At 32.2% G+C, this 13,343-nt stretch carries 10 protein-coding genes; 3 read left to right on the forward strand and 7 right to left on the reverse strand.

What is annotated here, in order from left to right:
- Window positions 1-90 precede the first annotated feature (90 nt).
- Both J2X17_RS07440 and J2X17_RS07445 read right to left on the reverse strand, forming a co-directional pair.
- Entirely contained in the window at window positions 91-234 is a 144-nt protein-coding gene (locus J2X17_RS07440) for a hypothetical protein (RefSeq protein ID WP_310296153.1), read from the reverse strand.
- A gap of 50 nt (window positions 235-284) precedes the next feature.
- Entirely contained in the window at window positions 285-869 is a 585-nt protein-coding gene (locus J2X17_RS07445; RefSeq protein ID WP_310296155.1) for an RNA polymerase sigma factor, read from the reverse strand.
- Between the two features lie 487 nt (window positions 870-1,356).
- Between J2X17_RS07445 and uvrA the strand changes: the two genes are divergently transcribed.
- Window positions 1,357-4,152 carry an excinuclease ABC subunit UvrA gene (uvrA, locus tag J2X17_RS07450; protein WP_310296156.1) on the forward strand — a complete coding sequence of 932 codons (2,796 nt, stop codon included), beginning with the start codon at window positions 1,357-1,359 and terminating at the stop codon, window positions 4,150-4,152.
- 74 nt (window positions 4,153-4,226) lie between these two features.
- Here the strand turns inward: uvrA and J2X17_RS07455 are convergent, their stop codons facing one another.
- From J2X17_RS07455 to J2X17_RS07480, 5 genes are all read right to left on the reverse strand, one after another.
- The gene (locus J2X17_RS07455) at window positions 4,227-4,526 is read right to left on the reverse strand and encodes a hypothetical protein (protein ID WP_310296158.1); all 300 of its coding nucleotides are present in this window, start codon (window positions 4,524-4,526) and stop codon (window positions 4,227-4,229) included.
- Between the two features lie 751 nt (window positions 4,527-5,277).
- Window positions 5,278-6,747, reverse strand: a complete 1,470-nt coding sequence (locus tag J2X17_RS07465) for an oligosaccharide flippase family protein (protein ID WP_310296160.1) — start codon at window positions 6,745-6,747, stop codon at window positions 5,278-5,280.
- A gap of 64 nt (window positions 6,748-6,811) precedes the next feature.
- Entirely contained in the window at window positions 6,812-8,113 is a 1,302-nt protein-coding gene (locus J2X17_RS07470) for a glycosyltransferase family 4 protein (RefSeq protein WP_310296162.1), read from the reverse strand.
- Between the two features lie 60 nt (window positions 8,114-8,173).
- The gene (locus J2X17_RS07475) at window positions 8,174-10,636 is read right to left on the reverse strand and encodes a YfhO family protein (protein WP_310296163.1); all 2,463 of its coding nucleotides are present in this window, start codon (window positions 10,634-10,636) and stop codon (window positions 8,174-8,176) included.
- Between the two features lie 51 nt (window positions 10,637-10,687).
- Window positions 10,688-10,972: a DUF4834 family protein gene (locus tag J2X17_RS07480; RefSeq protein ID WP_192185283.1), complete on the reverse strand. Its 285-nt coding sequence runs from the start codon at window positions 10,970-10,972 to the stop codon at window positions 10,688-10,690.
- Between the two features lie 124 nt (window positions 10,973-11,096).
- Between J2X17_RS07480 and J2X17_RS07485 the strand changes: the two genes are divergently transcribed.
- Window positions 11,097-12,065 (forward strand): transporter, encoded by a 969-nt coding sequence (locus J2X17_RS07485; RefSeq protein ID WP_310296167.1) that lies wholly within the window; start codon window positions 11,097-11,099, stop codon window positions 12,063-12,065.
- A 48-nt stretch (window positions 12,066-12,113) separates the two neighbouring features.
- Window positions 12,114-13,232, forward strand: a complete 1,119-nt coding sequence (locus tag J2X17_RS07490) for a GTP cyclohydrolase (protein WP_310296169.1) — start codon at window positions 12,114-12,116, stop codon at window positions 13,230-13,232.
- Window positions 13,233-13,343: the final 111 nt, after the last annotated feature.

Consider the following 13,343-nt stretch of genomic DNA (forward strand, 5'->3'; position numbering starts at 1 on the left):
ACTATGTGCATGATAATGCAAATAGTGAGTTTTTCAAACCAATAATATTGGTTTCATTAGAATAAACATCCGACTAAAATTGTGGGCTGTTTAATTAGCTATAATCTCAAAACTTTTTTCTTTTACCTTCACAACAGTTAATGCTTGTGAATAACTTAGCAAGAAAGAAACAACTTCCTTCTTAGGTTTTAGATTTTTAGAAGCTAATGCCTTCTTAGAGTAAATTTTCGCCATACTGAAAATATAATTTATACTAGTATAACGAGTTAAAAATCAAAATAGTATTAGTTGGTTAAAATAATTTGATGTTTATCAATTATTTTTCTCAAATTCATCAGCGCATAACGCATTCTTCCTAATGCTGTATTGATGCTAACGTCTGTAAGCTCAGAGATTTCCTTGAAACTCATATCCTGATACATACGCATTACAAGAACTTCTTTTTGGTCGTCCGGAAGTTCTTCGATCAGTTTTTTCAAGTCAATTTCCACTTGATCAACTATCATTTTACCTTCAATTGTCAACGAATCATCAGACATAATTGAAAAAATCGAGAACTCTTCGGTTTCTCTATACATTGGCATTTTTTTGGTTTTGCGAAAGTGATCGACAATTAAATTATGGGAAATACGCATAACCCAAGGTAAAAATTTACCTTCTTCATTATATGAATTGCTTTTTAAGGTTTTGATTACCTTAATAAACGTGTCTTGAAATATATCGTTCGAAATGTCTCTATCAGCAATCTTTGAATATATAAATCCATATATTTTAGACTCATGCCTTTTAATTAGTATCGATAGAGCAGTTTCATTGCCATCGATATAATCTTTTACTAATAGAGCGTCTGGAATATGCAGATCAGCCATAATACTACTTTTTTAGTTTTTATAATTTGGAGTAATTTTCTAAAAAGTAATTTTATTTTATAGGCTTATCTGATTTAAGAGTTATGTTAATATTATGGTCAAATTTAACAAATAATTATTTTAAAAAGCAAATAAAATTGAGAATAATTAACAAGAAAATATAAAAAAACATAAATAAAACTTAAATTAAAAAGATAAAGTACTATAAAACATCAAAAAGCATGAATTATTTAAATATAAAAAAACACCTATAAATAACTTACAATTAAACAATTAAGGAATTTTATATAATGATATTAATCATTTATGATCTAATTTTCATTTGATTTCAAACGCCATTACTTTTTATAAATTATGGTTCTTCATTATTTTTCTTCTTTTTGGTCATAAACTAACTGTTGCAGACTTATTTAGTTAAAATTTGGAACAATCGCGTTAACTAAATTCAATTCAAAATTGATTACTTTTGTAAAAATTGACTTTTTTTATGCAAATTGACCTTTCAAAACTCGATCCAAAACATAATATTATTATTAAAGGTGCACAAGTACATAATTTAAAAAATGTAGATGTGGCAATTCCTCGTAACAAATTGGTTGTCATTACAGGACTTTCAGGCTCTGGAAAATCAAGTTTGGCTTTTGATACTTTATATGCAGAAGGGCAACGCCGTTATGTTGAAAGTTTATCTTCATATGCACGTCAGTTTTTAGGGCGTTTAGACAAACCAAAAGTTGAATACATAAAAGGTATTGCGCCGGCAATTGCAATTGAACAGAAGGTAAATACAACCAACGCACGTTCCACTGTGGGAACATCTACTGAAATTTACGATTATATTAAACTTTTGTTCGCCAGAATTGGCCGTACCTACTCTCCTATTTCCGGACAGGAAGTGAAAAAAAATACAGTTACCGATGTTGTTTCTGATGTAAAATCTTTTGAATTAGACAGTAAATGGTTATTACTTTCTCCAATTCATTTAGAAGAAGGCAGACAACTCGAAGACAAACTAAAAGTACTTTTACAACAAGGTTTTGCACGTATTTTAGTTGATAATGAAATGGTTCGTCTGGATGAATTTACACCTTCAGAAATTCATAAATTAGACAATAAAGATATTTTACTGATCATTGACAGAATCGTTGTTAAAGAGGAAGAAGAATTCTACAATCGTTTGGCCGATGCTGTTCAGACTGCTTTTTTTGAAGGAAAAGGAATTTGTTATTTGCAGGAATTAAATTCGGACAAAAGATTTACGTATTCGAATAATTTTGAATTGGACGGAATTACTTTCCTTGAACCAAACGTACATTTATTCAGCTTTAATAATCCGTATGGTGCTTGTCCGGTTTGTGAGGGTTATGGAAATATCATTGGTATTGATGCCGATTTGGTGGTTCCGAATACTTCTTTATCCGTTTTTGAAAGTGCAATTTATCCGTGGAGAGGTGAAAGCATGAGCTGGTATAAGGACGAATTGGTAAAACATGCCTACAAATTTGACTTTCCAATTCACAAACCTTATTTCCAGTTAACTGAAGATCAAAAGGATTTAATCTGGAAAGGAAATCAGTATTTTCAAGGGTTAAACGGTTTTTTTAAAGAATTAGAAGAAAAAAATTATAAGATACAAAACCGCGTGATGCTGTCTCGCTACCGTGGAAAAACAAAATGTCATGCCTGTCGCGGAAAACGTTTACGTGAAGAAGCTTCGTATGTAAAAATAAATGGCAAAACGGTTTCTGAATTAGTAGATTTACCAATCAAACATTTGGTTACTTTTTTCAAAAACATAGATTTAAATGTTTACGAACAGCAAATCGCAAAACGTCTAATGGTTGAAATCAACAATCGTTTATCATTTTTGACTGAAGTTGGTTTGGATTATCTTACCCTAAACAGAAACTCTTCCACACTTTCAGGAGGAGAATCGCAGCGTATTAATCTGGCGACTTCTCTTGGAAGCAGCCTGGTTGGTTCCATGTATATTTTAGATGAGCCGAGTATTGGTCTGCATCCTAAAGATTCTGAGCGATTGATTAAGGTTTTACTTTCACTGCGTGATTTAGGAAATACCGTAATTGTAGTTGAACACGATGAAGATATTATGAAAGCCGCCGATATGATTATCGATATTGGTCCGGAAGCAGGAACTTTTGGCGGGAATTTAGTAGCTCAGGGAACTTATGATGAAATTCTGAAATCAGAATCTTTAACAGCGAAATACCTGAACGGAGATTTAGAAATTGCTGTTCCGAAGAAACGACGAAAATTCAAAAATCATATTGAAATTATTGGTGCAAGAGAAAACAACTTAAAAAACATAAATGTTACATTTCCGCTTGACGTTTTAACTGTAATCACTGGAGTTTCGGGAAGTGGTAAAAGTACACTGATTAAAAAGATCTTGTTTCCTGCAATGCAGAAAAAGCTCGAAAATGCCGCAGAGAAAGCTGGACAGTTTACTGAAATAAATGGCTCATTCTCTCAAATAAAACATATTGAATATGTGGACCAAAATCCGATTGGGAGAAGTTCAAGATCGAATCCTGTGACTTATATCAAGGCTTATGATGATATTCGAGATTTGTATGCTAAAGAAAAACTATCAAAAATAAGAGGTTATCAGGCGAAACATTTTTCTTTTAACGTAGATGGAGGCCGTTGTGAAACCTGTAAAGGCGAAGGCTCAATAAATGTCGAAATGGTTTTTATGGCAGATGTATCTTTGCCTTGCGAAACTTGCGGTGGAAAACGTTTCAAAAAAGAAATTTTAGAAATCAATTTTGATGAAAAAAATATCAACGATATTCTTACCATGACAATTGATGATGCTATTGCTTTCTTTGAAAAAAATAAGCAAACCAAAATTACGCAGAAATTACAGCCTTTGCAGGATGTTGGCTTAGGCTATGTACAGTTAGGGCAATCTTCTTCTACGCTTTCAGGTGGTGAAGCACAACGTATTAAACTGGCATCGTTTTTAGTTAAAGGAGCTACAAAAGACAAAGCTTTATTTGTATTTGATGAGCCGACGACAGGATTGCATTTTCACGACATTAAAAAACTATTAGCTTCTTTTGATGCTTTAATTGAAAAAGGGCATTCAATAATTGTAATTGAACATAATCTCGATCTTATTAAATGTGCTGACTGGATTATTGATTTAGGTCCGGAAGGTGGTGAAAATGGCGGTCATTTATTAGCAGTTGGAACTCCGGAAGATATTGTAAAGGTAAAGGAATCTGTTACCGGAATTTATTTAAAAGACAAACTTTAATTTATAAAAAATTCCAAATTCCAATAGTGATTATCCTATTTGGAATTTGGAATTTTTATTTTGTGATTTAATTGTTAAGCTACCAGACATCTCTCTTCAAAAGGAAAGCCATCTTCATCAATAGCAACAAGTATCTTTTTCTGTTTAGATGCCTCAACGGTAAGATACAGCCAGGCAAACGACCATAAGCCTAAAGTTAAACAAAAAATGGTAAAATTTAAACCATGATTAACTACTTTTCCTCCTTTAGATAAGACAGCAAAAAGCATTTTGTCATTTCTTTCTTCGAGCGTAAATCCATTATGAACTTTATTTGATATCATATTCGAAAATACCTGTAAGCTTTGCTCCCTACTTAGTTGATTCTTCTTCATAATCATCCTTTTAAAATTAGTCTCAAATACCACTTTATTTCATTTTAACAAATTTAGTAATGCATTTAATGAATTAAAAACATTAATATCCCGATTTTATTGCAGTAAACATCATATTTCTTATCGTATTAAGCTAAGTGATGCTAAAAATTCAATATAAAGTTAATTTTTATAAATTAAATAACAAAATAAACGACTGTTAAAATTAAAATATTAACATCATAGTATCAAGAGTTTACACTAAATTAACCCCTATACTTAATATTAAAAGAAGGCGTTTCGTAATCAGGTCTTTATACTTTATGAATATCCTTCCATGGTACCAAATCCAATGGTAACGATTGTATGGGAGTAATAAACCGTTAGTTTCACATTTAGTATTAGCCGAAAAATATGTTGTAGAAGTATTGGATAAAACCGTTGCGTTGGAATCGTGATGTCTTCAAATTTGGGTGCTCTGATACGAGTAACCAAAGCTGTTTTTTCGATTACTTCGCCCCGACATCACCAATTTTTATAAAATCGCCAATCTTAACGGGCGCATATAGGTAATAACCAAACCCGCCACCACAGTTGCAATCGCATTCGATGAACCTAATGAAAATAAACATCAACAAATACAGAAACTCCTTTAGATATAGAAGAATCAGATCCTGGCAAATACGGAAAAATAATTACCCGCATAAAGGCATACGCCAAAAAGCGAATGATATTAGAAATAAATTAATTTTACTTTATCAATAAAACCGTACTAGATTTTAATTCCAATTTTCCCAAAAAGATTATCAATAACTTTATTTATGTCGGGCGAAATTTTAAATTTATAATTTAAACAGACGTATAAAATTGTTACCAAAACCGACTTTAGAGCGATACTTATTAATTGGTAAAAAGGAAATTCCCAAAAGTAAAACACTAAAAATAAAGCAAATGTAAGTAGTATTGAATAAACCGTTTCTTTTGTAAATGGATACAAATGAAGTTTTTTTACAACAAAAAGCAATTTGGCTAAACTGTATAAAGTAATAGACAATAATGTAGCAAAGGCAGAACCAAAAATCCCAAAAATCGGAATAAAAATCATGTTTAGAACAACAGTTAACACAACCAGCATTAATCCTAAATACAATACCATTCGGTAATATTTGGTATTGAAAATGATAGCATTATTGTTTCCTAAAATTAAATCAAAATATTTAGACAAACCAATCATAAACACAACGGCAATTCCGCCACTATATTCTTTTGGCACTAACTCGTACAACTGATTAATATTTACAAATATGCAGAGCATTACAAAACCGCCCACCATCTGCAAATTTATTGAGGTTTTTTTGTAAAGTCGATTTAACTCATCGTGTTTGTTCTCGTGCATTAATTTTGCTGTAATTGGATATACAATTTGGTGCATGGCACGACTTGGTACCGAAATTACCAGTGCAATATAGGTTGCCACAGAATAGAAGGCAATATTCTCAATCTGCATGTATTGATTTAATATCATTTTATCACCATCCAAAAGCAAATTAGCAACACTTCCTGATAAAATAATATAAAAAGTATAGATTAATATATCTTTTGTATTTGTTGGTATTGTAAACTGAAAAGTTGGTTTTTGAATACTAAATGCATATAACATAGTAATCAGGAATGCAAAAAAATACAAAACTGCTGTTGCATACACAAACCCTTCTACGCTAAGCCAATTGTAATACACGCCTACCAGTAGAAATAGTGAAAATAATCGCAAACCTACTTCCTTGACAAAGTTTCCAAAAACAGAATGCATATTTACCCGCAGCCAGGCATAAAAAATTTCAAAATATGCCATGCACAATCCTATAAATGGTATTAACCATATATAACTTTTTACAATCGCATTCTTTTTTGACACAAAGAACAGAATCTCATCATAAAAAATAAGCCCTATTAATAAAAGTGGAATTATTAATAACAGAGGGAACAAAACAGTAAAGGATAAAAAACGAGATTTTTCTTCGTCCGTTTGATATTGCGAATAAAATTTAACCAAAGTGTTTTGCATTCCAATGGCAAATAATGGCATAATCACATTCGCACAAGACGTAACATAATTAGTTAAACCATAAAAAGTTGCACCTAAAAAAACAGGGTATAAATAAAGTGTATTAATAGCTCCAATTCCGAAGCCAAAATAAGTAATAATTGTATTTTTGAAAGACTGATTTAAAACAATACCCATGTTTTTATTGTAGATTGTAGAGTTTAGATTTCTGATTTCTACTCTCTATTGATTTTTGAAATTGTTATTGATTTTTGAAATTGCTATTGATTAGCTGTGCTAATTGTTTAGTTAGATTTTTTCTTGAATATTGTTGTAAACCAACACCATTAGCTTGTAATTTTCCTTCCAAATACTGATTATAAAAGTCCAAAATTACGCTTTTTAACTTCGCTTTTTCAGAATAATCAAAAAATACTCCTGTATTTGTTTCTGTTATAATATCAGCAAAATCAGAACCTTTCGGACCAATAGCGATAATTGGGCGATTCGAGACCATGTATTCGAATAATTTCCCTGGAATAATGCTTTTGGTGTCTTCAGAATTAATTTCAATTAGAAGTAAAACCTGTGATTTTTTTTGATGAGCAATTGCTTCATTATGCGAAACATAACCCAGAAGATTCAAATAAGCATTCAATTTAAATTCTTCAATAGAATCTAATACTTCCTGACTTACTGCTCCAATTAATTTGATTTCTAAATGCGATTTAAAGTCCAGAATTTCATTTAATAACTCCACCAGACATTCCCATAAAAACTTCGGATTTCTATCAGACAAGAAGGATCCGATATGCGCCAAAGTAAATTTAGAATCTAAAGACTGTTTTTCAACCTTCTCAATATCATAACCATTTGTAATCACCGAAATTGGCTTGTTGGTAATGGCTTGGAATTCGGTTTTAGTAGTCTTGCTGGTTACGAGAATTGTATCAGCAGTATTTAGAACTTTATGCTCTAAGCTTTTATGCTTTTTTGCAGCGTAAGAAGACAAACGCAATGCTTTATGATACCCAATGGTTGTCCATGGATCACGGAAGTCAGCAAACCATTTTACGTTTAATTTTTCTTTTAATTCTAAACCTATTAAATGCAAACTATGCGGAGGTCCAGAAGTTACAATGGTATCAATATTATTTTCCTTGATATATTTTTCAAGGTAAGAAACTGAGGATTTTACCCAAAAAACACGTGCATCGGGAATAAACAGATTGCCACGAACCCAAAGAAAAGTTTTATCAAGAAAGGTTTGTTTTTTCTTTTGCGGAAAAATTCCTGAGCTTATTTTCTTGGTTTTATTTTTTGAAAAGACTGAAGCCAACTGATATGGCTCCCAAATTTTATTTTTAAGAACAATTACTTTATCTGAGATTTCACTCACTAAACCTTCATCAATAATTGGATATGTCGGATTTTCAGGAACATAAACAATAGGCTGGATATCAAATTCAGGCAAATATTTTACAAATTTTAACCAACGCTGTACGCCGGGACCTCCAGCGGGCGGAAAATAATAAGTAATGATTAAAAGTTTTTTTGGTTCCATTTAAATTTATTCAATTTCACAGAGACTCACAAAGTTCTCGCAAAGTTTCGCAAAGAGTTTTTAAGATTTTTTTGGAGTATCTCCTTCACTTCTCTGTGAATCTTTGCGATAGAATCTCTCAAAATAAATTCCACCAATCAACAGCAATAACATTCCAATTGAACTTGCCAATGTGATCGTACCTCCTGTTTTTACAACCTGTGGTTCAAATTTAAATTCTATAGTGTGTTTTCCGCCCGGAATTTCCATGGCACGTAACACATAATCAACGGGGAAATGATCTGTCAATTTTCCATCAACATAAGCATTCCAACCATTTTTATAATACATTTCAGAGAAAACGGCTAAACCATCTTTTCCGTTATCAGATTGATATTTAATGTAGTTTGGTTTGTATTCTACAACTTTAATAGTTCCGGTTGTATCCCAAAGTTTGTTTAATCTTGCATCTTGAAATTTACCTTCATAATCATGAACATTCAAAACAGCTACTTTTTTAGTATCTATTTTATCTAAGGCTTTCATCACATCATCAGGCTTGTTTACCAGTTTTACTGAATTTACAAACCATGCATTTCCGTTAGCTCCTGGATTTGCAACAGGGATTTCTTTTCCTTCCTTGTCAGTTTGAATTACATACTTAACATTTAACATATTAAGCACTTCAATATTTCCTTTCATGATTTGATAATCCATTAACTGCTGCATTCTTCTCGGTCTTACAGCACTATAGCCTCCAATTGTTTTATGAAAATACGAAGATCTTCCTTGTAATTGCCCCTGAACATCAAAAACACGATAAATGGATTTATCTTCTAAAATTTTGGTATCAATAGGTGTTTCCTGAAATGGAGCCGCAATTTGCACTGGGCTTACAAAATCTTTAGCTGAAACATATCTTTTGTCCACAAAAAACAAATCGAAAATCATCAAAATTCCAATAATAATCAAAGTTGTATTTTGGGCCAATTTATTTTTAACAAACAACCATAAAATTCCAAAAGTAATAACTATAAAAAATCCTGATCGCAATAAATCTGCTGAGTATAAACTCATTCTGTCTTCTTTCAAAGCATCTACAAAAGCTGGCCCATACGCTTGCATATAGCTGGCATCGCTCATTCCTGTAAAATGAAACATACCTTTTGCTATTACCAGTATTCCAAGTACCCCGAGTCCAAAAACGCCAGTTTGTATTAAAGCTTTTTGCTGTAGTTTTGGTTCATCTTTAGCTTTAAAAAATGATTGTAAACCCATAACCGCCAAAACAGGAATACACAATTCAAGAATTACCTGAATAGACGAAACAGCTCTGAATTTATCATACATCGGAACGTATTCGATAAAGAAATTTGTTAAAGCGGAGAAATTTTTCCCCCAAGAAAGCATCAAAGTAAATAATGCTCCTGCCAGGAATACGTATTTTATTTTTCTTTCATCAATAAACAAAGCTAATACGGCCAAAAAGAAAACTATTATTCCTATATAAGCCGGAGCAGAAACGATAGGCTGATCGCCCCAATATGTCGGCATTCCAGATACAAAATCCTGTGCCTGATCTGATGGAACTCCTTGTTCTATCATAAAAGCATACATGCGGCTGTCTGTACCAACATTTTCATGACTGGAACCTCCAAAAAGTCTTGGAGCGATTAGATTAAAACTTTCCGCAATGCCATAACTATACTCCGTAATATAGTCAGTTGTCATTGATGCAGTTGTCTCATTTTTAGATCCGTCAGGGTTAAAAGTTAATTCACTTTTATCGCGAATACTATACTTCGCATATTCACTTGTAGCTAACAAATTTCCTGCATTGGCACCAATTGCAAAAATCCCCGCTATAGACAATACTCCAATTGCTTTTAAAAGTTCTTTATATTCTTTTGCTTTGATAAATTGAAAAGCAAAAAAACCAGAAAGAATCAATAAGAAAATCAACAGATAATAGGTCATCTGAAAGTGATTGGCATTTACTTCCAGCGCCACCGCAAACATGGTGAGCAAACCTCCCCAAATATATTTTTTTTGAAAAACCAGCACAAAACCGGCAATTACAAGCGGCATATATGCAATTGCATGTGCTTTTGCGTTATGACCAACTCCTAGAATAATAATTAAATAAGTAGAAAAACCGAAAGCGATTGCTCCGATAAATGCTTTAAGAGGATCTGTTTTTAAGACCAACAACAATCCGTAAAAACCAAAGAAATAAAGAAATAAATAATCGGCAGGACGCGGTAAAAAGCGTAAAACATCATCTACTTTACCGATAAAATCATTTGGATAATTTGCTCCTAACTGATATGTTGGCATTCCTCCAAAAGCAGAGTTTGTCCAATAAGGTTCTGTATGTTCAGCGGCTCTAAAGTCGTTTTGCTCTTTTGCCATTCCGGTATATTGTGCAATATCCGATTGGAAAATTTGCTTTCCTTGTAAAACTGGATAAAAATAAATTAACGAAACGAGAATAAAGCCCAATATAACAAGGGCGTGCGGATAGAACTTATTTACTATTTTCAATTTAGGTTGGTTTGGGTTAAATGATGGATCCTATTAATTTAGGACACAAACTTAATCTATTTCTTCGTAATCAACATAATCGCCCACCTTTTTGGTTTCGCGAGGATTTTTTGCATTCGCAGTGTTGATGATTATCTCATCATTATTTGCACGCGTTTTTTGCCATGAATTGTCCTGGCTATATTGTTGCTGTCTCTGAAAATTTTCACCTGCTTTCTCAACCGCTTTTTTTACCAATACCGGCAAAAAAATTCTGGCCAAAAATTTGAAAATATAATAAAACGCAATAATCCACATTATCGTTTTAAACAAATTTGTAAAAGATGCTTCTTGCATAATCGTATAATTTTTGCCAAAATTAATAAATCCGTTGTTTAAAATTAAAATATCAATCTTAAATAAATAATAAAATATAGTACATTTGAAATGCGTTATAGTTTTTGAATCAAAAAATACATTTATGTTAAATATTAAAAACTTATTTATCTCAGCTCTTTTTTTATCACCACAAATTTTCTTTGCACAATACACAGATGTTATTAATTCAAATCGCCCAGGCGAAACAATGTCCGCATTTTCTGTGGGAAAATCAGTTATTCAGGCAGAAATAGGCGTTTACGGAATTAAAGAAAAACACGATTTATTAGATTACGATGCGAGTGGTTTCGGAACCGATTTTACTGTTCGTTATGGTGCTTTTTTAGAGCAGCTTGAATTTGTTCTTGACTTACAATACCAAATGGAAAACTTTGATACTCCGTACACCAGCTACAAAAAAAACAATTTCAGACAAACTGTTTTAGGTGCAAAATATTTAATTTATGATCCTTTTAAAAATCAGGAAAAAACAGCAAATATCTATAGCTATAAAGCAAATCATTCCTTTGACTGGCATCAATTAATTCCGGCAGTTTCCGTATTTGCAGGAGCAAATTTTGTTGGCGCAGATAATCCTTATTCCTTTTCGGCAGAATCAAGTATTTCTCCTAAAGTAATATTGATTACCCAAAACCTTTTTGGTGGCGGAAAATGGGTATTTGTTACTAACTTTATCGCGGATTATATCACTACAGACTATCCAAGTTACGGATATGTATTAACTTTGACGCATGGATTTAATGATAAATGGTCCGGTTTTATTGAAAATCAAGGATATAAAAGCGATTTTTACAGTGATGCGATAGTTCGTGGCGGTGCGGCTTATTTGCTTAATTCAAATATGCAGATTGATGCTTCAATAAGTACCAATTTTAAAGATACACCTTCAATATTATACGGCGGAGTTGGATTTTCATGGCGTTACGATGGCTGGTACAAAGAAAAACAGGAAATGACATTCAAAAAAGACAAAAAGTCTAAAAATAAGGAAGAAGAAGAAAATATAGACTACCAGGAAAAGGAAAGAAAGCGTAAAGCTAAATACGAGTAAATTAATAACACAACATCTCAAAAAAGAGATAAACAATTAAGAGTTTTAATGATTACAATTAAAGAAGCAAAAACAAAAAAAGAGTTAACAGCATATATCAAATTTCCGTTTTCATTATATAAAGACAATCCGTATTGGATCCCGCCTATTATTGCTGATGAATTAGAGTCTTTTGATAAAACGAAAAACCCTGCTTTTGATCATGCTGAAGCTTATTTTTATATTGCGTATAAAAACGATGAAATTGTTGGTCGTATAACTGCAATTATCAATTGGTCTGAGGTAAATAATCAGCATAAAAGAAAAGTTCGTTTTGGTTGGTTTGATGTTATTGATGATATTGAAGTTACAAAAGCCTTACTTGAAAAAGTGTACGAATTAGGGAGAAAACATAATCTGGAACATGCTGAAGGTCCAATGGGATTTTCGAATTTAGACAAAGTTGGAGTTCTTACGAAAGGTTTTGACCAAATAGGAACTATGATTACATGGTACAACAATCCGTATTATGTAACTCATTTTGAACAACTAGGCTTTCAGATTGAAAAAGAATTTATCGAAAGTGTTTTCCCTTTTTCAAATGTAAAACCGGAGTTTTTCCTGAAAGCACAGGAATTAATTAAAAAACGTTATGGTTTAAGGTCATTAACTTTTACTAAAACAAAAGACATTATGCCACACGTGGACAAAATGTTTGATTTGTTTAATACTTCTTATGCTAATTTAGCTTCGTTTGTAGCGATTTCAGATGTTCAAAAAGAATATTTTAAGAAAAAATACATCAGTTTTATCAATCCTGAATATATTAAATTCGTTGTTGATAAAGAGGATAAATTAGTAGCATTTAGTATCGTAATGCCAAGTTTTGCAGAAGCGTTACAAAAAGCAAAAGGTAAATTATTTCCGTTTGGTTTTTGGCATTTATTAAAAGCCAGAAAAAAGAGCAAGGATGTTGTTTTTTACTTAATTGGAGTACTTCCTGAATATCAGAATAAAGGCGTAACGGCAATTATTTTTGATGAATACTATAAAACTTTTTCCGAAAAAGGAATTCAGACTTGTATCAGAACTCCTGAATTAGAAGAAAATACAGCGATTCATTTACTTTGGAAAAATTTTGATCCAATAATTCACTGTGAAAGAAAAACGTATAGAAAAGATCTTTAGAAAAGTTTTCAGTAAACAGTCGCAGTCGCAGTCGCAGTCGCAGTCGCAGTCGCAGTCGCAGTCGCAGTCGCAGTCGCAGTCGCAGTCGCAGTCGCAGTCGCAGTCGCAGTC

It is taken from the genome of Flavobacterium aquidurense (assembly GCF_031458035.1).
GTDB classification, from domain to species: Bacteria; Bacteroidota; Bacteroidia; order Flavobacteriales; family Flavobacteriaceae; genus Flavobacterium; species Flavobacterium aquidurense_C.